This window comes from Streptomyces sp. NPDC046977, assembly GCF_040644455.1.
In the GTDB taxonomy this organism is placed as follows: Bacteria; Actinomycetota; Actinomycetes; order Streptomycetales; family Streptomycetaceae; genus Actinacidiphila.
The window spans coordinates 21,979-48,057 of sequence record NZ_JBEYWO010000003.1 but is presented as its reverse complement, the minus strand read 5'-3'; the positions used below and the strand labels follow the sequence as shown (position 1 = coordinate 48,057).

Sequence of the window (26,079 nt, the reverse complement as noted above, 5' to 3'; positions counted from 1 at the left end):
GTCATTGTCGGGCATCGACCACCGGCGCTGCCACGTCGGCGGCGGCCGCCGTCCGCGGCTTCCCGCCGGTACCGGGCAGGAAGAGGGCGGTCAGGACGGCGGCCGCCACCGAGGCGGCACCGCACACGAGCAGGGCGAGGTCCATGCCGTGCACATAGGCGGCGTCCGCGGAGGCGGCCAGCGCCCGGTCGCCGAGGGCCGCGGCCACCGCGTGCGCGGCACCGACGGAGTCCGCGGCGGTGCCGGCGGCCGCGGCGGGCAGGCCGGTGGTGTCGAGCCGGTCGGTGTACGCGCCCGCGAGCAGGCTGCCCAGGATCGCCACGCCGATCGCGCCGCCGGTCTGCCGCAGGGTCATCAGCAGCCCGGAGCCGGCGCCCGCGCGTTCCCTCGGCAGGGCGCCGAGCGCGGCGTCCATGGCCGGGATCATCGCGAAGCCGAAGGCGAACCCGGTGACCGACAGCCACAGCGCGGTGAACCCGTAGCCGTCGTGCGCCTGCGTACGGCTGCCGAGCACGGCGGCCCCGGCGAGCACCAGCAGCCCCGCGGTCACGACCGGCCGTGCCCCGAAGCGCGCCACCAGCGGGGCGCTGCCCCGGGCCGCCACCATCAGGCCGCCCATCATGGGCAGCAGCCGCAGTCCGGTGCCCAGGGCGTCGTTGCCGAGCACGGCCTGAAGGTACTGGGGCAGGACGAAGAGCAGTCCGGTGAGGATGAACGTGACCAGCGTCGCGGCGACCGCGTTCCACAGGAAGCCGCGCTGCCGCAGCAGTCCGAGGTCGAGCATCGGCCGCTCCTGGCGCCGTTCGCGCATCACGAGTCCGGTGAGCAGGGCGAGGGCGCCGAAGAGCGCGAGGAGCACCAGCGGGTCGGTCCAGCCGCGCCGCGGGGCCTCGATGATGCCGAGGACGAGCGTGCCGAGCCCGGTCATCGCCAGCACGGTGCTCGGCAGGTCGATCCGGGGGGTGGCGGGGTCGCGGGTCTCGGGGAGCAGCAGCAGGCAGGCGGTGATGCCGACGGCGACCAGCGGGACGTTGATCAGGAAGACCGAGCCCCACCAGAAGTGGTCGAGCAGGACGCCGCCGATGATCGGCCCGAGCGGCAGGCCCAGCGCCATGGCGGCGGTGACCGCGCCGACGGCCTTCGAGCGCTCCTCGGGCCCGAACAGCGAGGGCAGCACGGACAGCGCGAGCGGCATCACCAGCGCGGCCCCCAGGCCCATCACCGTGCGGGCGGCGACCACGGTCCCGGGGCTGCCGGCGAGGACGCCGAGCACGGAGCCGGCGAGGAAGACGGCCAGGCCCGCGATGAGCATCCGGCGCCGCCCCCAGCGGTCGCCCAGCAGGCCCGCCGGGAGCATCGCGGCGGCGAACACCACGGTGTAGGCGTCCACGATCCACTGCTGGTCGCCGGTGTCGGCGCCGAGTTCGGCGGCCATGGTCGGCAGGGCGACGTTCAGGATCGTCATGTCGAAACCGAGGACGAGCATGCTCGCCACCAGGGCCCCGAGGGCCCACCAGCGGCGGGGGTCGTTCGTTGTCATGGCACGGCTCTTTCTGATAGTCGACGTCAAATGACAGTGACTCTCAAAAAAGAGTAGCTATCAATCCGGGCATGCGAAAGCCCCGCGGACCGCCGGTGCGGTGCGCGGGGCTCTCGGGGCCGCTGCGGGTGGCTAGGGCCTGTTGCGAAAGTCCCGCCTGTCCCACGACGCCTGGCACGGCACCTCGCTGCGTTGTCGAATCGTCCGAGTAGCCCACTACGAGGACGATCCTCCGCCTTGCGATGCACCGCACCAGACGCCGCGGGACCCGCCCTCCGGGCGGCCGGCGCTACTTTCGAAACAGGCCCTAGACGTGGGTGTAGGCCACCAGCGAGATGCCGACGTAGTGGGCGATGAAGGCCGCCAGCGTGAACGAGTGGAAGACCTCGTGGAAGCCGAAGAAGCGCGGCGAGGGGTTGGGGCGCTTGGTGCCGTAGACGATCGCGCCGATGCTGTAGAGCAGGCCGCCGACGACGATCAGCACCAGCACGGCGACCCCGCCGTGCCGCATGAAGTCGGGCAGGAAGAAGACGGCCGCCCAGCCGAGCGCGATGTAGCAGGGCGTGTAGAGCCAGCGCGGGGCGCCGACCCAGAAGACCCGGAAGGCGATGCCGGCCAGGGCGCCCGCCCACACCAGCCAGAGCAGTATCTCCTGCTTGCCGGTGGGCAGCAGGAGCAGCGTGAACGGCGTGTAGGTGCCCGCGATGATCAGGAAGATGTTCGCGTGGTCGAGCCGGCGCAGCACGGCCTCGCCGCGCGGGCCCCAGTTGCCGCGGTGGTAGAGCGCGCTCACGCCGAACAGCGCGCAGGCGGTCACGGTGAAGACCGCGCAGGCGATGCGCCCGCGGGTGCTCTCGGCGAAGGCGGTCAGGACGACGCCCGCGACGAGGACGGCGGGAAACATCCCGGCATGCAACCACCCCCTGAGCTTGGGCTTCAGCGGGTCGGCGACGGAGGCGAGTTCATCAAGGGCGGGAGGCACAACGGGAGTCTCGTCCACGGAGCTCATGGGGTCAATGCTACCTACGCTGGCGTAGGTTACCGTGAGGTAATTTGCAATGTCGCCGGACGTTGGGAGTGGCGATGCTCACCCCACGCGCCCTGGACAGATCGTGTTTCCTGTCCTGATACTCATATGAGTGCGGTCGGCACCGGATGAGCAACCCACGAAGCAGCATCCGGGTCGCAGCCCCCAAGGGGTCCCAACAAAACACCCTCGAAAACTGACGCCAGGTGAGTGCACACCGGGCGGAACGGAGCGATCGTGGCGCGCGTCAATGCGGCTCCCACCCAACATCAGGACCTGATCGCCTGGGTCGGCGAGATCGCCGAACTGACCCAGCCCGACGAGATCGTGTGGTGCGACGGCTCGGAGGAGGAGTACCAGCGCCTGGCCGACGGGCTCGTGAAGCAGGGCACCTTCACGAAGCTCGACCCGATCAAGCGCCCCAACTCGTACTACGCCGCCTCCGACCCGACCGACGTCGCTCGTGTCGAGGACCGCACCTTCATCTGCTCGGAGAAGGAGCAGGACGCCGGTCCGACCAACCACTGGATGGCACCCGCCGAGATGCGGGGGATCTTCACCGGTGAGGGCGGTACCGGGGGACTGTTCCGCGGCGCCATGCGCGGCCGGACCATGTACGTGGTCCCGTTCTGCATGGGCCCGCTGGGCTCCGAGCTGTCCGCGCTCGGTGTGGAGATCACCGACTCCGCGTACGTCGCCACCGCGATGCGCACCATGACGCGCATGGGCCAGGACGTGCTGGACGAACTCGGCGAGGACGGCTTCTTCGTGAAGGCCGTGCACACCGTGGGCGCCCCGCTGGAGCCCGGTCAGGACGACGTTCCGTGGCCGTGCAACTCCACCAAGTACATCTCGCACTTCCCCGAGAGCCGCGAGATCTGGTCCTACGGCTCCGGCTACGGCGGCAACGCGCTGCTCGGCAAGAAGTGCTACGCGCTGCGCATAGCCTCGGTCATGGCGCGTGACGAGGGCTGGCTGGCCGAGCACATGCTCGTCCTGAAGCTCACCCCGCCGCGCGGTGGGGTCGAGGCCGTCAAGTACGTCGCCGCCGCCTTCCCGAGCGCCTGCGGCAAGACCAACCTCGCGATGCTGGAGCCCACGATCCCCGGCTGGACCGTGGAGACCATCGGCGACGACATCGCCTGGATGCGCTTCGGCGAGGACGGCCGCCTCTACGCGATCAACCCCGAAGCCGGTTTCTTCGGCGTCGCGCCGGGCACCGGCGAGCACACCAACGCCAACGCGATGAAGACCCTGTGGGGCAACTCGGTCTTCACCAATGTCGCCCTCACCGACGACAACGACGTCTGGTGGGAGGGCATGACGGAGGAGCTCCCGGCCCACCTCACGGACTGGAAGGGCAACTCCTGGACGCCGGAGTCCGGGACCCCCGCCGCCCACCCCAACGCCCGCTTCACGGTTCCCGCCGCGCAGTGCCCGACGATCGCGCCCGAGTGGGAGGACCCGAAGGGCGTGCCGATCTCGGCCATCCTCTTCGGCGGTCGCCGCGCCTCCGCGGTCCCGCTGGTCACGGAGTCCTTCGACTGGCAGCACGGTGTCTTCCTCGGCGCCAACGTCGCCTCCGAGAAGACCGCCGCCGCCGAGGGCAAGGTCGGCGAACTGCGCCGCGACCCGTTCGCCATGCTGCCGTTCTGCGGCTACAACATGGGCGACTACTTCGGCCACTGGATCGGGCTCGGCAAGACGCACGACGCGGACAAGCTGCCGAAGATCTACTACGTGAACTGGTTCCGCAAGGACGCGGACGGCCGGTTCGTGTGGCCGGGCTTCGGCGAGAACAGCCGCGTGCTCAAGTGGATCGTCGAGCGTCTCAACGGCCGGGCCGAGGGCGTCGAGACCCCGATCGGCGTGCTGCCGGCCGAGGGCTCCCTCGACGTCACGGGGCTCGACATCGAGCAGAAGGACCTCGACCTGCTGCTCTCGGTCGACCTCGACACCTGGCGCGAGGAGGCCTCGCTCATCCCCTCCCACCTGGAGACCTTCGGCGACCACACGCCCAAGGAGCTGTGGGACGAGTACCGCGCCCTGGTGAAGCGCCTGGGCTGACGCCCACCGGAATCCGGGGCGCCCGGCCCTCCTCGCGTGTGCGGCGCGGGCGGGCGGTCCCGGCGGTAGGCACGGCCCGGCGGCGAGGGGTCCCTGACCCTGACCACCCTCGCCCGGCGGGTCCGGCCGACCCTCACAGCCCGGGGCCCGGGCACGACGCGTGCGGCGTCGTGCCCGGGCCCCGGGTCGTTCAGACGGTGCCGGCGTGGGCGGCGAGGCGGCGCTCGGCGAGCGCCGCGGCCTCCGTGTCCTGCCGTGACTCGGCGACGACCAGTGCCCGGCCGGCGAGCGCGTGCGCCCGCCGGTGGAGGGCGGCCCTGCGGTCGGGATCCCCGGCCCGCGGGCCGACGGGGAGCCGGAGCGGCCGCCGTCCGTGGTGCAGCCGCGTCACCACCTCCGCGAGCTGTTCCGCCGCACGGTCGAGTTCGGGGCACGGTACCGGCCCCCGCAGCTCGTCGGTGACGGTCAGCAGGGCGGCGAGGTGTCCGGCGAGCTGGAGGTCCAGCTCCTCGTCACGGCTGCGTCGCGGAAGGCGCGGTGCCGCCGCCGTATGGACCGATTTGGTGCGGATCGGCTCGTACATGGGTGCACTCCTCCTGCATTCAGGAGTACATCCTACCTTGGACAGAGTCTAAGGAGGGAGTGAATCGAGCCATCCGGCCTACGGCTGGCCGTAACCGTCCAGGAACCGCCCGATCCGGCCGACCGCGTCCGTCAGATCCTCCTTCGACGGCAGCGTGACCAGCCGGAAGTGGTCCGGCTCCGGCCAGTTGAAGCCGGTGCCCTGCACCACCAGGATCCGCTCCGCGCGCAGCAGGTCCAGCACCATCTGCTGGTCGTCCTTGACCTTGTAGACCTTGGGGTCCAGCCGCGGGAACGCGTACAGCGCGCCCTTCGGCCGCACACAGGTGACACCGGGGATCTGCGTCAGCAGCTCGTACGCCACGTCCCGCTGCTCGGCCAGCCGGCCGCCCGGCAGCACCAGGTCCTTGATCGACTGGCGGCCGCCCAGCGCCGTGGCCACCGCGTGCTGCGCCGGCACATTGGCGCACAGCCGCATGTTGGCCAGGATGGTCAGGCCCTCCAGATAGCTGGTCGCGTGCTCCTTGGGGCCGCACACCGCGAGCCAGCCGCTGCGGTAGCCCGCCACCCGGTACGCCTTCGACAGCCCGTTGAAGGTGAGCGTCAGCAGATCGGGGGCGATGGCCGCGGTCGGGGTGTGGGTCACCCCGTCGTAGAGGATCTTGTCGTAGATCTCGTCGGAGCAGACGATCAGGTTGTGCCGGCGGGCGATGTCGGTCAGCTGCCGCAGCAGCTCGTCGTCGTACACCGCGCCCGTCGGGTTGTTCGGGTTGATGATCACCAGCGCCTTGGTGCGGTCGGTGATCTTCCGCTCGATGTCGGCCAGGTCGGGGAACCAGTCCGCCTGCTCGTCGCAGCGGTAGTGCACCGGCGTGCCGCCGGACAGCGACACCGCCGCCGTCCACAGCGGGTAGTCCGGCGCCGGGATCAGCACCTCGTCGCCGTCGTCCAGCAGCGCCTGCATCGCCATCTGGATCAGCTCGGACACCCCGTTGCCGAGGTAGATGTCCTCGACGTCCAGGTCGATGCCCTTGGTCTGGTAGTGCTGCATCACCGCGCGCCGCGCCGGGAGGATGCCCTTGGAGTCGCCGTAGCCGTGCGCGCCGCCGAGGCTGCGCAGCATGTCCTCCAGGATCTCCGGCGGGCACTCGAAACCGAAGGCCGCCGGATTGCCGGTGTTCAGCTTCAGGATGCGGTGACCTGCCGCTTCCAGCCGCATGGCCTCCTCCAGCACCGGGCCGCGGATGTCGTAGCAGACATTGGAGAGCTTCGTGGACTGGATCACCTGCATGTCCGTGAGCTTACGGCCAGCCCACCCCCCTCGCCCCGTGTTCTTGGCCACGTGTGAGCCGATCAGGTGACGTCACGATCGGACGGAACGGCCCGCCAGCACGTCGGTGCGACGGCCGTCCTCGATGACGAACCGGCCGTCGATCAGCACGTACGGAATGCCCGTGGGCAGCGCCCGCGGCCGTTCGAACGTCGCGCCCGCCGCCACCGTCGCCGGGTCGAAGAGCACCAGGTCGGCGCGGTGGCCCTCGCGGACCAGCCCGCGGTCCGGCAGACCCAGCCGGGCGGCGGGCCGCCCGGTCAGATGCGCGACGCACTCCTCCAGCGGGAGCACGCCGAGCTCGCGCACATAGTGGCCCAGGTAGTGCGGGAAGGTGCCGTACGCCCGGGGGTGCGGCTTGTCCCCGACGAGCAGGCCGTCGCTCCCGCCGGTGTGCACGCGGTGCCGCATGATCGCCCGGACGTTCTCCTCGTGGCCCACGTGCTGCAGGATCGTCGTGCCCAGCCGGTCCTCCAGCAGCAGCCGGCGCGCCGTGGCGAAGTCCGGCACGCGGCGGCCCACATGGCCCGCGAGGGCGGGCTCCCGCACCCCCGAGACCTCGATCGACGACCAGTCCATCGGCACGCCGTGGCAGCCGTCCGACCCCTCCACCTCCATCACGTGCCGGATGCGCTCCGCCTGCGCGTCGTCCCGCAGCCGGGCGAGGGTCGCCTCCGGGCCGCCCTCGGTCGCCCAACTCGGCAGGGTCGCCGCGAGCGTGGTGCAGCCCGGCAGGTACGGATAGCTGTCCAGGGTGATGTCCGCCCCCGCCGCCAGCGCCTCGTCCAGCAGCGCCAGCAGCTGAGGGGCACGGCCCTCGTTCACCCCGAAGTTCATCGTCGCGTGCGCCAGGTGCAGCGCGCAGCCGGCCTCGCGGGTCAGCGCGATCATCTCGGCGTACGCCTCCAGCGCGCCCGCGCCGTAACTGCGGTGGTGCGGGCAGTAGTAGCCGCCGTGCGCGGCCACGACCCGGCACAGCTCGGTCAGTTCCGCGTCCGAGGCGTACATCCCCGGGGTGTACGTCAGCCCCGACGACATCCCCACCGCCCCCTGCGCCATGCCCTCCGCGACCAGCGCCCTCATCCGGTCCAGCTCCGCCGGGGTCGCCGGGCGGTCCTCCCACCCCACGGCCAGCATCCGCACGGTGCCCTGCGGGACCAGGTACGCGGCGTTCACCGCGACCCCCTGGTCCAGGCGGTCCAGGTACTCGCCGACACTGCGCCAGTCGTACTCCAGACCCTCGGGATCGCCGTTCCACCCCGTGAGTTGGCTGCGCAGGCCGGCGAGCGTGGCGTCGTCCACGGGGGCGTACGACAGGCCGTCCTGGCCCAGCACCTCCAGGGTCACGCCCTGCGCCGCCTTCGCCTCGTGCGCGGGGTCGGTGAGCAGGGCGAGGTCGCTGTGGGCGTGCATGTCGATGAATCCTGGCGCGAGCGCCAGGCCGGTCGCGTCCAGGTTGCGGCGTGCGCCGCGTATGTGGGGCTCGATCGCGGTGATGCGGCCTTGGTGGATGGCGACGTCGGCTCTGTACGGTGCACCTGCGGTGCCGTCCACGATGTGGGCGTTCCTGATCGCGAGATCCATGTGCGGCGCTCCTCCTGTTCGGTTGGGCTTTTTCCCCCGCCCTCCCTCCCGTGTGCCCGGCGCGGTAAGTGACCGCCTTGCGCTGCGTGCGTTGTGGGGTCGGCGCCGCTCCGGAGTCCGTCCTCGGGGCTCGCGGTTTACGCCAACGTGCTGCGCACCGCGGTCGCCGCTCGTCCCCTGCGGGCGGACCCCGGCGCACCCCCTCCCGGGGTCGTTGGGGCGACTTACGGCCGGTGGGGGTTCGGATGGGCACTTGCAGCGACCCCGGACCGCCTCTTCACCCACCCACCGGGGATCAGGCGCATGAGGAGACGGAGGGGGCGGGGTCGTAGGGGTGGCGTTCTGGACTGTGGAGCATATTTGGGTGCACAACCCGGAGTGATCAAGGCGGGTGCCTGAGGCACCTAAATGTGCTGTCCAGAATGGCAGCCCCGGAGGGCCCGCACCCGGCCCGCCAACAACTGGCGTCGGGGTGCGTGACTTCACGGGGCACACGGGAGGGTGGGCGGGGGAAAACCTGGGTCAGAAGAACGTGCGGAGGAAGTCCGTGACCACCCCGGTCTCGCCCACGACAGGCACAAGCTGCCATTTGTCGAACGCCGTGCACGGGTGCGACACCCCCAGCCCCACCCAGTCCCCGACCGCCAGGTCGGCCCCCTCGGGCGCCACGTCCACGAACGCGTGCTGGTCGGCAAGCTTCGTGACCGTCAGCCCGGCCGCCGGGACGGTGGACCCGTCCGCGCGGCGCACGACCTGCGGCACGGGGAGGTCGAGGTCGTAGGGCGCGTCCCGCTTGCCCGCGTTGAGGAGGGCGAGCCCCGGTTCGGGCCGGGAGAGCACCTGGGTCCACAGGCGGAAGGCGGGTTCCAGCGAGCCCTCGGCGGGGATGCGGTCGCGGAAGGGGGTGAGGTCGCGGTAGTGGATGTCGTCGTGGGTGATGTACGCACCGGACCGCAGCAGTTTGAGTACGGGCCGGGACAGGGTGAGGGCCCCGAAGGACTCCGCGACCGCGTCGAACCATTCGCTGCCGCCCGCGCTGACCACGATCTCCTCGGTCGCGGAGAAGCGGCCCGCCGCGTCGAAGTCCCGTGCCAGTGCGACCAGTTCGGCCAGCCAGGCCCGCGGGTCCGCCGCAGGCGACTCGTAGCCGGCGACGCCGACCAGCCGCAGGTGCCGGGCGGCGGTCACCGCGTCGGCGACGGACGCCGCCTCGGACGCGCCGCGCACCCCCGTGCGGCCGCCGTCGGCGCCGAGTTCCACGACGACGTCGACGGTGTGGGTGAGCGCCGCGTCCATGAGTTCGACGCCCCGCACGGAGTCCACGTAGGCGATGAAACGGAAGTCCGGGTCGGCCGCGAGTTCGCGGGCGAGCCAGCGCAGCGCCGCCGCGTCGACCATCTCGTTGGCGAGGAAGACCCGTTGCACGCCGAACGCCCGGTAGACCCGCACCTGGTGCGGGGTCGCGGCGGTGATGCCCCAGGCGCCGTGCTCGATCTGCCGGGCGAACAGCTGCGGGGCCATGGAGGTCTTGCCGTGCGGCGCGAAGGCGAGCCCGTGCTTGGCCGCGTACGTGGCGAGCTGGGTGAGGTTGTGCTCCAGGGCGGGTGCGGAGAGCGTGAGCAGCGGGGTGGTGAAGCCGCCGTCGAACAGGGAGCGGCGTTCGGCGGCGAGTTCGCCGACGGTGCGTCCGTCCGCGTCGGGCGGCAGGCCCTTGAAGCGGTGGTCCACGCGTTCCTCGCGCAGCTCGTCGATCCGCATCGCGCCTCCCAGGGGTGTTGCAGTATGTGCAACGGTCATTGCGTGCTGTGTTGTGACGTGTCTAACATCCCTGCCGGCGCCGGGTCAACGGTGCCCGGAGGGAGCCGAGGTGACCGTGGACGTCGTGTGCGTGGGCGAGTCCATGGTGACCTTTGTGCCCTCCGTGCCGGGGCAGCGCCTCGCCGAGGCCGCCGCGTTCACGCGCGGGACGGGCGGCGCCGAGTCCAATGTGGCCTGCGCGCTCGCCCGGCTCGGTCACACCGCCCGCTGGATCAGCCGCGTCGGCGCGGACCCCTTCGGGGACCACCTGCTCGCGGAGATCGCCGCTGCCGGGGTCGACGTGTCCGGCGTGTGCCGTGACGCCGACCGCCCCACCGGGGTCTACTTCCGCACCGGCGACGGCGAGGTCGCCTACTACCGGGCGGGCTCCGCGGCCGCCGCCCTGTCCCCGGCGGTGGTCGGCCGCGAGGACGCCTGGGCGGGCCGCGTCCTGCACCTGTCCGGCATCACGGCCGCGCTCTCGGCGGGCTGCGCCGCCCTCGTCCACGAGCTCACGGCCCCCGCGCCCGGCCGCCCGCTGATCTCCTTCGACGTCAACTACCGGCCCGGGCTGTGGCGTTCCGGTGACCCGGCGCTGCTCGCCGTACTCGCCCGCCGCTGCGACCTGGTCCTGGTCGGCGAGGACGAGGCGCAGGCCGCCTGGGGTCTGCCGGACGCCGACGCCGTGCGCGAGGCGCTACCCGAACCCGCCGTCCTCGTCGTCAAGCAGGGCGCGCTGGGGGCCACCGCCTACGAGGGCGGCGGCGAGGGCGTCTTCGTGCCCGCGGCCGCCGCACCCGTGGCCGACCTCGTCGGCGCGGGCGACGCCTTCGCCGCCGGGTTCCTGTCCGCGACGCTGCGCGAACAGCCGCTGCCCGACCGCCTCGCCCGCGGCCACGCGCTCGCCGCCGCGGCGATCGGGGTACGCGGCGACTCCCTTGCCGCCCTGGGCGAGGAGGCATGGGGGAGACTGCGCGCATGAGCCAGACCGTGGACCGCGCCCTGCGCATCCTGCCCCTGCTCGCGGAGGGGCCCGCCAACCTCGAACAGGTCGCCACCCGCCTGGACGTGCACAAGTCCACCGCGCTGCGGCTGCTGCGCACCCTGCACGAGCACGGCATGGTCTACCGCCAGGACGACCAGCGCTACCGCCTGGGCGCGCGGCTGTTCGCGCTCGCCCAGGAGGCGATGGAGCACCTGGACGTCCGGGGCATCGCCCACCCGCACCTCGTCGCGCTCGGCGAACTGACCGGCCACACCGTCCACCTCGCCGTGTACGAGGAGGGCGAGGTCGTCTACATCGACAAGGTCGAGAGCCGGTACCCGGTCCGCATGTACTCGCGGATCGGCAAGCCCGTCGCCATCACCGTGGCGGCCGTCGCCAAACTGCTGCTGGCCGATCTGCCCGAGGCCGAGCGGCGGGCGGTCGTACGGGGGCTGGAGTACCCGCGCTACACCTCCCGTTCGACCCCGGACGCCGCCGCCCACCTGGCCGAACTCGCCCGCGTGCGCGAGCAGGGCTGGGCGAGCGACCTCGGCGGGCACGAGGAGTCGATCAACTGCGTCGCCGCGCCGATCCGCGGCGCCGACGGCCGCGTCGCGGCCGCCTGTTCCCTGTCCGCCCCCAATGTGGTCGTCAGCGCGGAGGAGCTGCTCGAACTGCGTCCGCAGATCCAGCGCACCGCGGAGGCGATCAGCCGCGAGTACTCCGGAAAACCGAGCCAAGGAGCCTGATGAGCGACAAGACCGCGATCACCCCGCCGGGCCACACCACCCCGCCCGCCCGGTTCTCCCACGGCGTCCGCAAGGGCGGCATCCTCCAGGTCGCCGGCCAGGTCGGCTTCGGCCCCGCGGTGCCGGGCCAGGCCCCCGTCCCGGTCGGGCCGGGGCTGCGGGAGCAGACCCTGCAGACCCTCGCGAACGTCCAGGCGGTCCTGGAGGCGGGCGGCGCCTCCTGGGAGGACGCCGTCATGATCCGCGTCTACCTCACCGACACCGCCCACTTCGCCGAGTTCAACGCCCTCTTCGACGACTACTTCGCCGACCTGAAGGGCGCCCCCGCCGCCCGGACGACGGTCTACGTCGGCCTGCCCGCCGGACTGCTCGTCGAGATCGACGCCCTCGCCGTCCTGGACTGACGCCCGCCCCCCACCGCGCCACACGTCCCACCTCAGCACCCGTACGCCGTTCCGTGGTCCCCCCATGCCCGAAACCCACCGGGAGCCCGAGTGAACACCGAACCCGTCCCCCACACCGGCGGTCTCATAGCCCTGATCCCCGGCACCGCCGGGCTGCTGACCGTCGCCGTCCTCGGCATCGTCCTGTTGCTGTTCCTCATCATCAAGGCCAGGCTCCAGCCCTTCGTGGCGCTGCTGGCGGTCTCCATCGCGGTGGCGCTCGCCGCCGGGCTGAGCGTCACCGAACTCTTCGGCACCGTGCAGCGGTCGACCGCCACCAGCCTCATCGAGACCGGCATGGGCGGCATCCTCGGCCATGTCGCGATCATCATCGGCCTCGGCACCATGCTCGGCGCGATCCTGGAGATCTCCGGCGGCGCCGAGGCGCTGGCCGGCCGGCTGCTCGGCGCCTTCGGCGAGCGGCGGGCCCCGCTGGCGATGGGCCTGACCGGGCTCGTCTTCGGCATCCCGGTCTTCTTCGACGTCGGCATCTTCGTGCTGGCCCCGCTGGTGTACGCGGCCGCCAAGCGCAGCGGAAAATCGATTCTGCTCTACTGCCTCCCGCTGCTCGCGGGACTCTCCATGACGCACGCCTTCCTGCCCCCGCACCCCGGCCCGGTCGCCGCGGCCGCCGTCTTCCGGGTGGACCTCGGCTGGGTCGTCCTGATGGGCGTGGTCTGCGGCCTGCCGGCGGTGCTGGCGGCCTGGGCGTTCTCGGCGTGGATCGGCCGGCGCATCTTCGTCCCCGTGCCGCAGGACATGGCGGACGCCGTCGAGGAGGCACGGCAGGCGGTGCGCGGCGAGGGCAGGGAGGGAGATGACGCGCCGCGTCAGGAACCGGTCTCCGTCGGCGTCGTGCTGGCGATCATCGGCACCCCGCTGGTGCTGATCCTGCTGGCCACCTTCTCCTCCGTCACGATGGACGAGGGCACAGCCCGTTCGCTGCTCACCTTCTTCGGGCACCCCTTCGTCGCGCTGACCCTCGCGCTCTTCCTCGCGTACTGGCTGCTCGGCATCCGGCGCGGCTGGAGCCGGCGGAGCCTGGAGGCGGTCTCCACCGCCTCGCTCAAGCCGATCGGCAACATCCTGCTGGTCGTCGGCGCGGGCGGCGTCTTCGGCGCGGTCCTCAAGGCCAGCGGCATCGCCGACGCGCTCGCCAAGGCCTTCGGCGACGCCGGGCTGCCGGTGATCCTGCTGGCCTGGCTGCTGAGTGTGGCGCTGCGGGTGGCCCAGGGCTCGGCGACGGTCGCCATCGTGACGACGGCGGGCATCGTCCAGCCGGTGCTGGCCTCGGGGCACTTCTCTCAGGCCCACCTGGCGCTGGTCATCTGCGCCATCTCGGCGGGCTCGATCTTCGCCTCGCACGTCAACGACGGCGGATTCTGGATGGTCGCCAAGTACTTCGGCATCAGCGAGCGCGACACGCTGCGCACATGGACGGTGCTGGAGTCCGTGCTGTCGGTGGCCGGCTTCGCCGTCGCCGGCGCGGTGAGCCTGGCGGTCTGAGCGTGACACCGCGCCCCCGGGGGACGGGACCCCTCCCGGGGGCGCGGTGCGGCGGGTTACGGCAGGCCGTGCACGTGCGGGCCGACCGTGCCGGAGAAGCCGTTGCCGTTCGCCGCGTCCCAGTTGGTGGACCAGGTCATCGCGCCGCGCAGCCCCGGCCAGGTGGTGGAGGGCTTGAAGGAACCGCAGTTGGTGCCCTTGGTCAGGCAGTCCAGGGCGTTGTTCACCACAGTCGGCGAGACATAGCCGCTGCCCGCCGCCCGGGAGGACGCCGGGAGTCCGAGGCCGACCTGCGAGGGGGCCAGGCCGCTCTGCAGCTGGATGCAGGCGAGGGCCGTGATGAAGTCGACCGTGCCCTGCGCGTACACCTTGCCGTCGCAGCCGTTCATGGTGCCGCTGTTGTAGTACTGGGTGTTGACGACGGTCAGGATGTCCTTGATGTTCAGCGCGGTCTGGAAGTAGCCGAAGGACGTCGACTGCATGTCGATGGTCTGCGGGGCCATGGTGATGATCAGCCCGGAGCCCGCCTTGGCCGACAGGGAGCGCAGGGCCTGCGTCATCCAGGTCGCGTTGATCCCGTTCTCCAGGTCGATGTCGACACCGTCGAACCCGTAGGTCTGCATCAGCGAGAAGACGCTGTTGGCGAAGTTGTTCGCCGAGGCGGAGTCGTTGACGCTGATCGTGCCGTTCTGCCCGCCGACGGAGACGACGACCTTCTTGCCGGCCGCCTTCTTGGCCGCGATGTCGGCCTTGAACTGACTGACGGAGTAGTTCAGCGCCGGGTCGAGGGTGAAGGAGACCGCGCCAGGCGTGGTGGTGGCGTCGGCGAAGCTGACCGCGATGATGTCGTACTGGCCCGGCACCTGGGCGATGGTCTGCACCGTCGCGCCGTTGTTGAAGTTCTGCCAGTAGCCGGTGAGCACGTGCTTGGGCAGCGAGCCGCCACCGGTGGGCGTCGGGGTCGGCGTGGGGGTCGGCGTCGGCGTCGGGTCGGTGGGCGTGGGGGTCGGGGTGGGCGTGCCCGAGCCGGGCGCGCCCAGCAGGCTGACGTCGTCCGCGAGGTACGCGGGCTGCGCGTACCAGCCGTGGAGGTAGACGGTGACCGAGGTGGTGCTCGCGCCCGTGGTGAAGCTGGTGGACAGCGGCTGGTACGAGGTCGCGGACGGGGTCCAGACCGAGGCCTCCGCCATGCCGGTCCCGGTGGCGCCGAGGTAGACGTAACTGCCCTGGACGTAGGCGCTGAGCGTGTACGTCGAGTTGGGCCGCACGCTGACGGTCTGCGAGCAGCGGGAGTTGTCCGAGGAGGACGGCGTGCCCTGAAGGGCCTTGGTGCCGCCGTGGACGGGGGAGCCGACGGCCGAGCCGCTGGAGGCGGTGCACGTCCAGCCGGACAGGCCGCTCTCGAATCCGCCGTTGGTCACGAGGTTGGTGTCGGCGGCGTTCGCGCTGCCGGAGTTGGCGACGAGTCCCGCCACCGCGAGGGCGGCGGCTCCGACGGCCGCCGCGGCTCTCAGGGCGGTGCTCCGCGAGCGTGCGAGTTCCACTACTGCCTCCTGGGGGCGAGGAGTTGGGCAACGGGTACGCGAGTGGCCACTCTTGTGAGGTCGAAGTTTGGTCCAGACCAATCCCCCGGTCAATACCCCCGGGCGGCATCCCGCCCGGTGCTGTGCACGCCGCCGCGGCCGCGCATATGCGCGGAGCATCTGCGGTCGCACGCGTATTCGCCCCGTCACATGGGTACCGACTTCATCAAGTGTTCGGCGACTTAGCGCACTGCTCCCACTACACACCGATAGGCTCACCGCGATGGGACTGGGCGGGAGTTCCGGGAGGCAACGGGTGTCGAATGTCATAGCGGTCACGACGGACGACCTCGCGCTCCCCCTGGAGGAGCACGTGAGCCGCACCGTCGCCGCTCTGGAGGCCCACGGCCATCTCGTGGTCCTCGTGCCGCCCGACCCCACCGACCCGCTGCGCCGCCGTGTGCACACCGTACGGGCGGCCCTGGAGGCGGACCGGGTGGCGATCGTGCCCGTCGACGTGCCGCCGCTGGCCGCCGTCCTGCTCGCCGAGCAGCTGCGGCAGCTCGCCGCGACCGACCTCGGGCCCGGAGTGCTCGCGGGGGCCGCCCGCCTGCTGTCGCACTACCTCCACTCCGGAGCGCTGCTGGGCTCCGTCGCCAAGCTCGACCGCGTGGCGGTCCCCGTCGGCGCGCACCTGAAATCGCTGCTGCCGGGCCGCCACTTCGCCGTCCTCGCCCATCCCGAGCCGCACCTCGTCGAGGCCGATCCCTCCGCGGTGCCCGCCGGACCCGCCTTCCTCACCCAGCTCGTGTTCGCCCAAGGCCACGGCGTCGACCCCGGCTGGGTCACCGGCCCGCTCGCCCGCACCTGGCGTGCCCAGCACGTGCGCGAGGTGCCGCTGCCCGCGGACTCCGCACGCTGGTGGGGCACCGGCAAGCTGGTCGAGTTCACCGCGTACATCGCCGACGTGGGCGTGCTCTACCAACTGGTCACCTCCGTGCGCCGGGACAGCTGCGGCTGGTGCGGCCTCGCGGTCATCGGCGACCGCTGCCTGTTCTGCTCGGCCCCGGTCGACGGACTTCAGCGCATCCGGCCGCCCGAGCGGCCGCGTCAGGTCGTGCACGCCGAACCGCGGCCGCACACCCTCGCGGCCCGCGCAGCGCCCTCCCTCCCGTCCCGTCCCTCCGACGATCCCTCCGAAGACTCTCCCCACCAGCACTCGGCACTTGAGCGATAGGGCCCCACCTCTATGAACTCACGTCAGCGTCGCGGCGTCGTCCTCCTCGTGGTCTCCGCGCTGTGCGCGCTCGCCGCGTTCGCGGGCGTCGTCACCGTCATCGGCGACGCGCGCTCCCAGGTCGGACCCAAGGTGACCGCGTACCGGCTGGCCAAGGACGTCCCCGCGTACGAGTCCATCGGCCGCGGCCAGCTGGAACCGGTCCGCATACCCGAGCGCTGGCTGCCCGCCACGGCCGTCCGGGACGTCGGGCAGCTCAGCGGCAAGATCGCCGCGGTCCCGCTGGAGCGCGGATCGCTGCTGCAGACCGACATGGTCGCCGAACGGCCCGCGCTGCAGGCCGGGCAGATGGAGATCGCGATCATGATCGACGCGGAGACCGGCGTCGCCGGCAAGATCACACCAGGGGCCCGGGTCAACATCTTCGCCACCTTCGCGCCCCGCAAGGACACCGACCCCGAGGTCTCGAAGATCATCGTGGCGAACGCCCGGGTCATCGACGTCGGGGAGATCAGGGCGTTCGACACCGGGGCCGACAGCCAGCGGGCCGGAGCCAAGGGCGTCCCCATCACCTTCGCGCTCGGCGCCGAGGACGCCCAGCGCGTCGCCTTCGCCGAGTCCTTCGCCCGGCACGTACGCCTCGCCCTGGTCGCCCCCGGCGACGACACCGCGCCGTCCGCACGCGACCGCACCTACACCCTCGCCCGGGACGGAGCCGCCTCGTGAACGGCGTCCGCATCCTGTCCGGCACCCCGGACCCCGACACCGCCCGTGCCCTCACCGGTCTGCTGCACCAGCTGCCCGGCGTCGACCCCGGCCCCGCGCTGCCCGACTCGACCACCCTCCTCGACGTCCTCGCGCGGGCCGCCGACACCGGGATCGACGAACTGCCCGAGGCCGTCGTCGTCCACGACCGCATCAGCCCGATGCCCGCCCTGGAGGTCATCCGGGAGATCGCGCTGCGCTTCCCGGCCGTCGGTGTCGTGCTGCTCACCGCCGACGCCAGCCCCGCGGTCCTGTCCGGCGCCATGGACGCCGGCGCGCGCGGCGTCGTCTCGCTGCCCCTGTCGTACGACGAACTCGGGGCCCGCATCGAGGCGGCCGCCGGCTGGGCGGCGGGCGTACGGCGCCATCTCAGCCCGCAGCAGGCCGCGTTGCCCGCCGTGCCCGGCGGGACGATGGTCGCCGTCGCCGGGGCGAAGGGCGGCGTCGGCACCACCGTGATCGCCGTGCAGCTCGCGCTGGCCGCGCAGGCCGCGGGGAAGTCCACCGCCCTGGTCGACCTCGACCTCCAGGGCGGCGACATCGCCTCCTACCTCGACGTCCAGTTCCGCCGCTCGGTCGCCGACCTCGCCGACATCCCCGACGTGACCAGCCGCGTGCTCCAGGACGCCATGTACGTCCACGAGGCCGGGCCCGCGCTGCTGCTCGCCCCCGGCGACGGCGAACGCGGCGAGGAGGTCACCGACCGCTCCGCGCGGCACGTCCTGCACGCGCTGCGGCAGCGCTACGAGGTCGTCGTCGTGGACTGCGGCACCCAGATGACCGCCGCCAACGCGGTCGCCGTCGAGACGGCCGACACCGCGCTGCTCGTCACCACCCCGGACGTCGTCGCCGTCCGCGCCGCCAAGCGCATGGTGCGCCTGTGGGACCGGCTGCAGATCCGCAAACCGCAGGACGTCCTCGTCACCGTCAACCGGCACACCCGCGGCAGTGAGATCCAGCCCTCGCTGGTCGCCCGCATCACCGGGACCAAGGTCTCCGCCGCCGTCGTCCCCGCGGCGTTCCGGGAACTGCAGGCCGTCGTCGACGCCGGACGGCTCCAGGACCTCGACAACCGCTCCACCGTCAAGCAGGGCGTGTGGGCGCTGGCCGCCGAGCTGGGCCTGTCCGGGGCGGCCGGCAGCGCCCTCGTCCCCCGCAAGGGCCGCCGCACCCGCGGCGACCAGGGCCAGGTCGCGCTGGAGACGCTCGGCATGACGCCGCTGATCCTGCTGGTGCTGGTCCTGGTCTGGCAGGCCGTGCTCGCCGGCTACACCTTCACCCTCGCCGGCCACGCCGCCGACCAGGCCGCACGCGCCGCCGCGGTCGGCAAGGACGCCCGCGCGGCCGCGGTCGACGACCTGCCGGGCGCCTGGAACCAGGTCACCGTGGACTCCGGCAGGGCCGACGGCATGGTGGACGTGACCGTCGGACTGAAGGTGCCCGTGCTCTTCCCCGGCTCCGTCGACTTCCCGCTGTGGGTCCGCGGCCACGCCTCCGCGGTCGACGAGGAGGTGGACGCCCCGTGACCGGCCGCTCCCGGCGGCGGGACCGGGGCAGCGCCTCGCTGGAGTTCCTCGGGATGCTGCCGATCCTGCTGCTCATCGCCCTGGCCGGCGTCCAGTTGGGCATCGCGGCCTACACCGCGGCCCAGGCCGGCACCGCCGCCCGCACCGCCGCCCGCATGGAGGCCCGCCACGACCACCCCCTGAGCGGAGCGGCGGCCGGCACGCAGGCCGTCAGCTCCTGGCTGCGGGACGGCACGAACGTGACGACCGACGGCGGCGGCGACGCCACGCACGCCACGGCCACCATCGAGATCCCCTCGGTGATCCCCGGCCTGAGCCCCGGCTCCGTCACCCGCAGCGCCACCATGCCCAGGGAGGACCACGAAGACGGCGAACTCGGGGAAGGAGCGGACGGATGAGCCTGCGCGACCGCATCGCGGCCCACGACGACACCGCCCCGCAGACGCAGGAGGGCCACCTCGTCGCCGTCTACCGCGCCAAGCTGCTCCAGGAGATCGACCTCGCCGAGATGTCCGCGCTCGCCGCCGCCGAGCGCCGGGTGCGCCTGGAGCGCGTCCTCGGGCACATCATCAGCCGCGAGGGCCCCGTGCTGTCCACGAAGGAACGCACGGGCATCATCCGCCGGGTCGTCGACGAGGCCCTCGGCCTCGGCATCCTCGAACCGCTGCTGGAGGACGCGTCGATCACCGAGATCATGGTCAACGGCCCGGACCGGATCTACATCGAACGCGGCGGCCGGGTGGAGCCCGTCGACGCCCGCTTCAGCAGCGCCGAGCAACTGCTGCAGACCATCGAGCGGATCGTCTCCACCGTCAACCGCCGCGTGGACGAGTCGAACCCGATGGTCGACGCGCGCCTGCCCTCCGGCGAGCGCGTCAACGTCATCATCCCGCCGCTCTCCCTGACCGGCCCGATCCTGACGATCCGCCGCTTCCCGCGCGCCTACACCCTGCACGAGCTGATCGGGCTCGGCACGCTCGACGAGCACATGCTGATGCTGCTCTCCGCGCTGGTGCGGGCGAAGTTCAACATCATCGTCAGCGGCGGCACCGGCTCCGGCAAGACCACCCTGCTCAACTCGCTGTCCGGGCTGATCCCCGGCGGCGAGCGCATCATCACCGTCGAGGACGCCGCCGAACTCCAGCTCCAGCAGGAGCACGTCGTCCGCCTGGAGAGCCGGCCGCCCAACGTCGAGGGCCACGGCCGGATCACCATCCGCGACCTGGTGCGCAACTCGCTGCGCATGCGCCCGGACCGCGTCATCGTCGGTGAGGTCCGCGGCGGCGAGACCCTCGACATGCTCCAGGCGATGTCCACCGGCCACGACGGCTCGCTGGCCACTGTGCACGCCAACTCGGCCGAGGACGCGGTGCTGCGGCTGCAGACCCTGGCGTCGATGTCCGAGGTGAAGATCCCCTTCGAGGCCCTGCGGGACCAGATCAACAGCGCGGTGGACGTGATCGTCCAGCTCCGCCGGGACGTGGACGGCACCCGCCGCATCGCCGAGATCGCGCTGCTGTCCTCCCGTGGCCGGGACACCTTCCGGCTCACCACCGCCACCCGCTTCCGCGCCGAGCCGATGGGCGCCGACCGGATCGTCCGCGGCTGGTTCCAGCACCAGCCGGTGCCGCGGGAGATGGCCGAACGCCTCTACCTGGCGGGGGAGTCGGTCCCCGCGGCCTTCGGCGTCGGGGAGACCGAGCTGGAGCTGTCGAGCCGGGAGGCCAAGTGAGTTCCGCGACGATGGCACTGGCCGTGCTCGGGGTCACCGGCATCGCCCTGCTGCTGGGCGTGTGGGGGCTGCACGCCTGGTCCGGCGGGCGCGCCGACCGGGCCGCCCTGGTCGACCGGCTGGCCGAGGTCCCGGCCGGCCGGCGCAGCACGGTCGCCTTCTCCGGACTGGACCGCCGGGTGCGCGCCACCGGGTGGGGCCGGCGGCTCGCCGCCCGGCTCGCGGCGACCGGCACCAACCTGACCCCCGGCCAGTTCACCGCCGCGGCGATCGGCGTGGTCGGCGGGTCCTGGCTGGTGGCCGATGTCGTCCTGGCGCCCTTCTTCGGGCCGATCGCCGCGCTGCTCGCGGCATGGGCGGTCAGCTCCTTCCTCGGCTGGCGGCGGCGGGTGCGCACCGAACGCTTCATCGCCCAGTTGCCCGACCTCGCCCGCGTCCTGGCCAACGCCACCCAGGCCGGGCTCGCCCTGCGCACGGCCGTCGGCATGGCCGCGGAGGAACTGGACGCCCCGGCCGGCGAGGAACTGCGCAAGGTCGCCGACGCGATGGCACTCGGCCACTCCATCGACGACGCCCTGGAGGAACTGCGTGAACGCCTCCCCAGCCGCGAACTGGTCGTCCTGGTCTCGACCCTCGTCCTGTCCTCCCGGGCCGGCGGCTCGGTCGTGGAGTCGCTGCGGAACCTCACGGTGACCCTGGAGGAGCGCAAGGAGACCCGGCGCGAGATCCGCACCCAGATGTCGCAGGTCACGGTCACGGCCTACGCGGTGCCGGTCATCGGCATCGGATCGCTGCTGCTGCTCGACCGGATCATGCCGGGCTCGCTCGCCGCGATGACCGGCTCGACCGCCGGACGGATCGCCGTCGTCGTCGCCCTCGGCCTGTACGTCGTCGGCTTCGCCCTCATCCGCCGCATGTCGCGGATCGACGTGTGAGGGGGGTGGGACACCGGTGATCTCCCTCGCCCTGGCCGCCGGCGCCGCGCTGGCCGTCCTCGGCCTGTGCTACGGCATCGGCCTCTACCGCTCCGAGGTCAAACTGCCGAGCGACCTCCAACTCGCCCTGGAGGTCGGCCGCACCCGCACCACCCGCGTCGGCAACGCCGTCGACCGCCTCGGCATGCGATGGGCGCCGCTCGTCCTGCGCCTGATGGGACCCGCCCGCGTCAGCCGCGTCCGCGCCCGCATCGACCACGCCGGCCACCCCTACGGCCTGACCGTCGACCGCTACGCCGCCCGCCGCGCCGTCTACGGGGCCCTGGGCGGGCTCGCGGCCCTCGTCCTGCTTCAGGCAGGGAACTGGTTCGCGGCGCTGCTGATGATCGCGTACGGCCTCGGCTGGACCGACCTCGGCATCTGGCTCGCCGTCCGCAAACGCCGCGACGAGATCGAGCGCACCCTGCCGGACTTCCTCGACGTCCTCGCGGTCGTCGTCAGCGCCGGACTCGGTTTCCGCCAGGCACTCGAACGCGTCGCCTCCGTCTACAAGGGGCCGTGGAGCGACGAGATCCGCATCGCCCTGCGCCAGATGGACATCGGCGTCAGCCGCCGCGACGCCTTCGACCAGTTGCGCAGGCGCAACAGCAGCGAGCAGGTGGGGCAGTTCGTCTCCGCCCTCCAGCAGGGCGAGGAACTGGGCGCGCCCATCGCCCGCACACTGCTCCAGATCGCCACGGACATGCGGCGCACCGAGGCGCAGAACGCCCGCCGCCGCGCGGCCCGTACGGTGCCGCGCGCGACAGGTGTCATCACGACGCTGCTCGTGCCCGCGACGATGATCCTCCTCATGACCGGGACGATCCTCGGTTCCCGGATCAACTTCGGTGATCTGCTGGGGTGATGGAGACGTGGGGGACATGGGGGAATGGCCGGGGCCCGGGACGGGTATGGACCCATGCCCGCCCCATCGGGTGCGGAAGTCCGCGACTGCGGTGTACCTTTGCAGTCGCAACCATATTTGCACCTGCAATCGAGCATGGACCGCAGCGGGTTGGCCCGAGGGGAGGCGGCGCACCGTGAACCTCGCCGCCGCCCTGTCCCGCCGCAACAGCCAGAGCCCGGCCGACGCAAGGGGCGCGGCCGGCGTACGTCACGTGACTACGGTTTGGGGCACGAGAGATGAGCAGGTGGGTTGTGAACCGGCTGACGGCGCTCAGCATGCGGATGCGGGCGCGCGTACGCGCCGGCGGCGACGCGGGGCAGACGTCCTTCGAGTACCTGGGGATCGCGGTGGTGATCGCCGTGATCATCGGGGTGCTGGCGACCACGGACATCGGAAATGCCGTAAGGACCGGCATCCTCGACAAGATTGCCGACATCGTCGGCGGCGGCTGAACCGGCGATTCGACGGCGACGGCGGTCAGACTCTCGGCATCTACATCGTTGCCGTCGCCGCCCTCTTCTTCCTCGCCTTCGCGTACTTCGCCGTGGGGCAAGCCGCTTCCATCCGCAACACCGCTCAGACGGCAGCGGATGCGTCGGCCCTGGCGGCCGCGCGGGAGGTTCGCGACAGTGTCCGGGAACCGTTCCTGGACGCCCTGGAGGACGGAGATCTCGACGGGCTGAGGGATCTTTTGGACCTGAGAGGGATGACCCCCGGCAACGCCTGTGGCGAGGCGGCGAACTACGCCGGTCAGAACGGAGCGATTGTCGACGAGTGCGTTGTGGGCGGTCCGGGCGGCGCCACGATCGCCCTCCACACCGCCGACACGGTCGGCAAATCGGTTGTGCCCGGCACGGAGTCGATGCCTGCGCATGCCACCGCCACGGCGGTCGTTGACAGCAGATGCAGTGTCGATGACGCGGACGGCGACGCGGTCACGTTCATCTGCGACGGTGACCGACTCACCGTGGACCCGACCGCCGGCGACTTCCACCTGAACTTGGCGGACTTCTACTTCGTCCATCTCAGTGAGTGAGGAACGGGGGACCGAATGCGATTTCAGCAACGGCGCCTACGCAGGCCCGCCGTAGTTACCGCTGCCGTGGCCCTCGCCACGGCCCTGGCGGGATGCGGTGGAGGCGGCACGGACGGGAAGGCTGACGCCACTCCGTCCGCGAAAACGAGCGCGCCGAGTGCCACGGGCAAAACGAGTGCCTCGCCATCGGATGAGCCGACGCAGATTCTGGCTCAGATGAAGGGTGAGAAGGACATCACCATCACGCTGACCGAGGCGACCCGGGACTCGGGCGGCTTCGTCACGATCAAGGGAACGCTCACCAACAACGGGACATCATTCTTCAACGCCAGCCCCTGGGTGGGGCAGGAGATGGCCGTGCAGAAATCAGGCGCTTCCGTCGCGGGAGCCGTGCTGGTCGACGAGGCGGGCAAGAAGCGCTACTACGTGCTGCGCGACACCGAGGGCAAGTGCCTGTGCACCATGGGCCTGACCCTGATCAAGCCGGGCGAGACCCGGCCGATCTTCGCGCAGTTCCCGGCTCCGCCGGCCACCACCACCGAGGTGGAGTTCCAGTTGCCGACGATGCCCCCGGCCAAGATCACGCTCTCGGAGGGGTGAGCCATGCCCCGTCCCCGACCCGTGGCCGTGGCTGCGGCCACCGTGCTGGGCCTCGCGCTCGTGTTCGTCACGCCGGTGGCGCACGCGGACGACGATCCGACGGCGCAGCCGACCCCGTCCGCGCCGACGCCGGTCGACGCGAACGACCCGGACCTGCAGCTCCCGGAGGGCGCGAAGCTGGCGCCGCCGAAGGTGCTGGACATCGTGTCGGTGACGGACGGGTCCTCGTCCGAGGACGCCTCCGCCGACGACGGGGAGGAGCGGCACGAGGAGTCCAACTCCTCGGTCACGTACGCCCTCCAGTCCGACGTGGTGTTCCCGAGGGACAGCGCGAAGCTCAATCCGGCCGCGACGGCGCGGATCCGGGCGATCGCGTCCGACATCGATGCCAGGAACGTGACGCAGCCGATCCGGGTGTTCGGCTTCACGGACAACCTCGGCTCGTACGAGCACGGCCAAGTGCTCTCCAAGAAGCGGGCCGACGCGGTCTACAAGATCCTCTCCGGGGAGCTGGCCTCGCTGGGGAACGACAGCCATTCGTTCCAAGTCCGCGGCTACAGCGAGGACTACCCGATCGCCGACAATTCCACCGAGGCGGGGCGCAAGCAGAACCGCCGGGTGGAGATCACGTTCCGGCCCTCCTGAGGCGTGCGGACGGCCGCCGGTCAACGGCGCGACTCACCCGGGCGGGGTACGCGCGACCCATGGGCGGTTAAATTCCGGGTTGCTCGCCTCGTCACGCGGAGTGACGAAACAGGCACGCCATCGGTATGTTTTGGGGAGAAGGACGCCGCTTATAGGGCCAAAGGGGTGAATCGGATTCCGGGTGGGGTCCTTTCTGAAGGGAACCTTCACATCTCCCTCATGACCTTGGTCCTGCAATGCGGCGGATACGCGGTACCTTGGAAGCCCCCCCCTCGGGCCGGTCCGCTCTCCCCCCCTGCGGACCGGCCCGTCTCCTTTCCCCGTCCGGGCCGGAGCGCCGAACACGCACCGTGATCACGGGATGCCTCTGGGGAAACGCCGCAGCACTGCCCCGGGTGCCCCGGACGTCAGGGGGCCGCGGGCTCCACGCCCACCGTCACGCCGGGCACCAGCCCCCAGCCGGACATCGCGCCGGCCTCCGCCTCCAGCACGTGCCGGGCCCGCAGCCGCGGCCGGCCGAGGCGGCCCGGGGCCATGGTGCGCACGGCCAGCACGCGCAGCCGCCGGTCGAGGTAGGCGACGTCGATGGCGAACCGCATCCCGAGGGTGTGGACGCTCGCGGCGGGCGTCAGCAGCAGGGCGCCGGTGACACCGTCACGTCCCAGCAGACCGCGGGTGCGGGCGCGGTAGGAGGCGGCGACCTCCAGCGGCACCACACCGCCGGGCAGGCGCAGTTGTGCGGTGCCGTCGTGCGGGCGGGTGCGCAATGCGGTCACGTCCCCTCGGGTCACGGGCCCGTGTACGGTCGCCCGGTGCATGTCTATCCGATCGTCGCGGCCGCTGTCTGGGGAACGGTCGCGGGTCTCGTCCTGCCGCGTGCGGCCCACCGTCTGGCGGTCGGCGAGGAGCAGTCGTGGCGGACGGCGGGCCCCGAGGGGGTTCCGTACCCGGCGGGAGTGCCGGGCTGGCTGGGGCCGGTGCGCGGCGCGTGGTGGGCGGACGGCCGCTGGTACGCCCTGTGCACGGCCGCGGTGTGCGCGGCGCTGGCCGGCCGCACGGGGGCGCGGCCCGAGCTCGCCGTCTGGATGCTGCTGGTGCCGCTCGCGGTGCTGCTCGCCCGGGTCGACCTGGCGGTGCTGCGGCTGCCGGACGTGCTGACGCTCCCTGCCGCCGCGGGGACGGCGGCCCTGCTCGGGGCCGCCTGGCTGGTTCCCGGCCACGCCGGGTCGTGGCCGCGCGCCCTGCTCGGGGGGCTGGCGCTCGGGCTGCTGCATCTCGTCCTGCACCTGCTCAACCCCGGCGGCATGGGTTTCGGCGACGTCAAACTCGCCCCCACCGCGGGGCTCGTGCTGGGCTGGTACGGGTGGGACTCGCTGGTGGCCGGGACCTTCACGGCCTTCCTGCTGGGCGCCGTTGCCGGGCTGGCGCTGCTGGCGGCCCGGCGGGCGGACCGCGGGACGCCGCTGCCCTTCGGGCCGTTCATACTGGCCGGCGCCCTGGCCGGGGTGCTGTTGCTCCCCTGAC

25 protein-coding genes are annotated in these 26,079 nt (G+C 72.1%); 17 read left to right on the top strand and 8 right to left on the bottom strand.

The features are described 5' to 3' along the window. Position 1 precedes the first annotated feature (1 nt). Together ABZ883_RS05240 and ABZ883_RS05235 are read right to left on the bottom strand one after the other, a co-directional pair. Positions 2 to 1,540 (bottom strand): MFS transporter, encoded by a 1,539-nt coding sequence (locus ABZ883_RS05240; protein WP_360901792.1) that lies wholly within the window; start codon positions 1,538 to 1,540, stop codon positions 2 to 4. A gap of 307 nt (positions 1,541 to 1,847) precedes the next feature. Continuing rightward, positions 1,848 to 2,549 (bottom strand): hemolysin III family protein, encoded by a 702-nt coding sequence (locus ABZ883_RS05235; RefSeq protein ID WP_360901789.1) that lies wholly within the window; start codon positions 2,547 to 2,549, stop codon positions 1,848 to 1,850. Positions 2,550 to 2,804: 255 nt separating this feature from the next. Here ABZ883_RS05235 and ABZ883_RS05230 point away from each other — a divergent pair, with 255 nt between their 5' ends. After that, positions 2,805 to 4,634 carry a phosphoenolpyruvate carboxykinase (GTP) gene (locus ABZ883_RS05230; protein WP_360901786.1) on the top strand — a complete coding sequence of 610 codons (1,830 nt, stop codon included), beginning with the start codon at positions 2,805 to 2,807 and terminating at the stop codon, positions 4,632 to 4,634. A 190-nt stretch (positions 4,635 to 4,824) separates the two neighbouring features. Here ABZ883_RS05230 and ABZ883_RS05225 read toward each other — a convergent pair whose 3' ends face one another. The 4 genes from ABZ883_RS05225 to ABZ883_RS05210 form a co-directional block, all read right to left on the bottom strand. Continuing rightward, the gene (locus tag ABZ883_RS05225; RefSeq protein WP_360901783.1) at positions 4,825 to 5,217 is read right to left on the bottom strand and encodes a hypothetical protein; all 393 of its coding nucleotides are present in this window, start codon (positions 5,215 to 5,217) and stop codon (positions 4,825 to 4,827) included. 78 nt (positions 5,218 to 5,295) lie between these two features. Then, complete coding sequence (locus ABZ883_RS05220; RefSeq protein ID WP_360901780.1) at positions 5,296 to 6,507, bottom strand: pyridoxal phosphate-dependent aminotransferase; 1,212 nt, start codon at positions 6,505 to 6,507, stop codon at positions 5,296 to 5,298. A gap of 72 nt (positions 6,508 to 6,579) precedes the next feature. Continuing rightward, positions 6,580 to 8,130 (bottom strand): D-aminoacylase, encoded by a 1,551-nt coding sequence (locus ABZ883_RS05215; protein ID WP_360901777.1) that lies wholly within the window; start codon positions 8,128 to 8,130, stop codon positions 6,580 to 6,582. Positions 8,131 to 8,652: 522 nt separating this feature from the next. Further along, complete coding sequence (locus ABZ883_RS05210) at positions 8,653 to 9,888, bottom strand: amino acid deaminase (RefSeq protein ID WP_360901774.1); 1,236 nt, start codon at positions 9,886 to 9,888, stop codon at positions 8,653 to 8,655. Positions 9,889 to 9,997: 109 nt separating this feature from the next. Here ABZ883_RS05210 and ABZ883_RS05205 point away from each other — a divergent pair, with 109 nt between their 5' ends. From ABZ883_RS05205 to ABZ883_RS05190, 4 genes are all read left to right on the top strand, one after another. Then, on the top strand, positions 9,998 to 10,909 hold the full coding sequence (locus ABZ883_RS05205) for a sugar kinase (RefSeq protein ID WP_360901771.1): 912 nt from the start codon (positions 9,998 to 10,000) through the stop codon (positions 10,907 to 10,909). Then, the gene (locus ABZ883_RS05200; RefSeq protein WP_360901768.1) at positions 10,906 to 11,661 is read left to right on the top strand and encodes an IclR family transcriptional regulator; all 756 of its coding nucleotides are present in this window, start codon (positions 10,906 to 10,908) and stop codon (positions 11,659 to 11,661) included. The genes ABZ883_RS05205 and ABZ883_RS05200 overlap by 4 nt, the downstream gene beginning before the upstream one ends. Further along, the gene (locus tag ABZ883_RS05195; protein WP_360901765.1) at positions 11,661 to 12,065 is read left to right on the top strand and encodes a RidA family protein; all 405 of its coding nucleotides are present in this window, start codon (positions 11,661 to 11,663) and stop codon (positions 12,063 to 12,065) included. Before ABZ883_RS05200 ends, ABZ883_RS05195 begins: the two co-directional genes overlap by 1 nt. 90 nt (positions 12,066 to 12,155) lie before the next feature. Beyond that, entirely contained in the window at positions 12,156 to 13,610 is a 1,455-nt protein-coding gene (locus ABZ883_RS05190; protein ID WP_360901762.1) for a gluconate:H+ symporter, read from the top strand. 56 nt (positions 13,611 to 13,666) lie between these two features. On the opposite strand, the gene ABZ883_RS05185 is transcribed toward ABZ883_RS05190, so the two are convergent. Next, positions 13,667 to 15,154, bottom strand: a complete 1,488-nt coding sequence (locus ABZ883_RS05185; RefSeq protein WP_360901759.1) for a glycosyl hydrolase family 18 protein — start codon at positions 15,152 to 15,154, stop codon at positions 13,667 to 13,669. Positions 15,155 to 15,449: 295 nt separating this feature from the next. On the opposite strand from ABZ883_RS05185, the gene ABZ883_RS05180 reads away from it, so the two are divergent. From ABZ883_RS05180 to ABZ883_RS05130, 11 genes are all read left to right on the top strand, one after another. Further along, positions 15,450 to 16,370 (top strand): hypothetical protein, encoded by a 921-nt coding sequence (locus tag ABZ883_RS05180; RefSeq protein WP_360901756.1) that lies wholly within the window; start codon positions 15,450 to 15,452, stop codon positions 16,368 to 16,370. Between the two features lie 12 nt (positions 16,371 to 16,382). After that, positions 16,383 to 17,096, top strand: coding sequence for a Flp pilus assembly protein CpaB (gene cpaB / locus ABZ883_RS05175; RefSeq protein WP_360901753.1), 714 nt, complete (start codon positions 16,383 to 16,385; stop codon positions 17,094 to 17,096). After that, positions 17,093 to 18,661 (top strand): P-loop NTPase, encoded by a 1,569-nt coding sequence (locus tag ABZ883_RS05170; RefSeq protein WP_360901750.1) that lies wholly within the window; start codon positions 17,093 to 17,095, stop codon positions 18,659 to 18,661. The genes cpaB and ABZ883_RS05170 overlap by 4 nt, the downstream gene beginning before the upstream one ends. Then, positions 18,658 to 19,059 (top strand): TadE/TadG family type IV pilus assembly protein, encoded by a 402-nt coding sequence (locus ABZ883_RS05165; RefSeq protein WP_360901747.1) that lies wholly within the window; start codon positions 18,658 to 18,660, stop codon positions 19,057 to 19,059. Before ABZ883_RS05170 ends, ABZ883_RS05165 begins: the two co-directional genes overlap by 4 nt. Then, complete coding sequence (locus ABZ883_RS05160; RefSeq protein ID WP_360901744.1) at positions 19,056 to 20,393, top strand: CpaF family protein; 1,338 nt, start codon at positions 19,056 to 19,058, stop codon at positions 20,391 to 20,393. Before ABZ883_RS05165 ends, ABZ883_RS05160 begins: the two co-directional genes overlap by 4 nt. Positions 20,394 to 20,404: 11 nt before the next feature. Continuing rightward, positions 20,405 to 21,328 (top strand): type II secretion system F family protein, encoded by a 924-nt coding sequence (locus tag ABZ883_RS05155; RefSeq protein WP_360902910.1) that lies wholly within the window; start codon positions 20,405 to 20,407, stop codon positions 21,326 to 21,328. Positions 21,329 to 21,347: 19 nt separating this feature from the next. After that, positions 21,348 to 22,232: a DUF5936 domain-containing protein gene (locus ABZ883_RS05150; protein ID WP_360902907.1), complete on the top strand. Its 885-nt coding sequence runs from the start codon at positions 21,348 to 21,350 to the stop codon at positions 22,230 to 22,232. Positions 22,233 to 22,510: 278 nt separating this feature from the next. Continuing rightward, positions 22,511 to 22,726: a hypothetical protein gene (locus ABZ883_RS05145; RefSeq protein ID WP_360901741.1), complete on the top strand. Its 216-nt coding sequence runs from the start codon at positions 22,511 to 22,513 to the stop codon at positions 22,724 to 22,726. Continuing rightward, positions 22,723 to 23,310 carry a pilus assembly protein TadG-related protein gene (locus ABZ883_RS05140; protein ID WP_360902904.1) on the top strand — a complete coding sequence of 196 codons (588 nt, stop codon included), beginning with the start codon at positions 22,723 to 22,725 and terminating at the stop codon, positions 23,308 to 23,310. Before ABZ883_RS05145 ends, ABZ883_RS05140 begins: the two co-directional genes overlap by 4 nt. Before the next feature lie 216 nt (positions 23,311 to 23,526). Then, the gene (locus tag ABZ883_RS05135; RefSeq protein ID WP_360901738.1) at positions 23,527 to 23,910 is read left to right on the top strand and encodes a hypothetical protein; all 384 of its coding nucleotides are present in this window, start codon (positions 23,527 to 23,529) and stop codon (positions 23,908 to 23,910) included. A gap of 3 nt (positions 23,911 to 23,913) precedes the next feature. Then, on the top strand, positions 23,914 to 24,555 hold the full coding sequence (locus ABZ883_RS05130; protein ID WP_360901735.1) for an OmpA family protein: 642 nt from the start codon (positions 23,914 to 23,916) through the stop codon (positions 24,553 to 24,555). Positions 24,556 to 24,962: 407 nt separating this feature from the next. On the opposite strand, the gene ABZ883_RS05125 is transcribed toward ABZ883_RS05130, so the two are convergent. Further along, entirely contained in the window at positions 24,963 to 25,322 is a 360-nt protein-coding gene (locus ABZ883_RS05125) for a DUF192 domain-containing protein (RefSeq protein ID WP_360902901.1), read from the bottom strand. Positions 25,323 to 25,367: 45 nt separating this feature from the next. Here ABZ883_RS05125 and ABZ883_RS05120 point away from each other — a divergent pair, with 45 nt between their 5' ends. Beyond that, positions 25,368 to 26,078: a prepilin peptidase gene (locus tag ABZ883_RS05120; protein ID WP_360901732.1), complete on the top strand. Its 711-nt coding sequence runs from the start codon at positions 25,368 to 25,370 to the stop codon at positions 26,076 to 26,078. The last annotated feature ends 1 nt before the right edge of the window (position 26,079 follow it).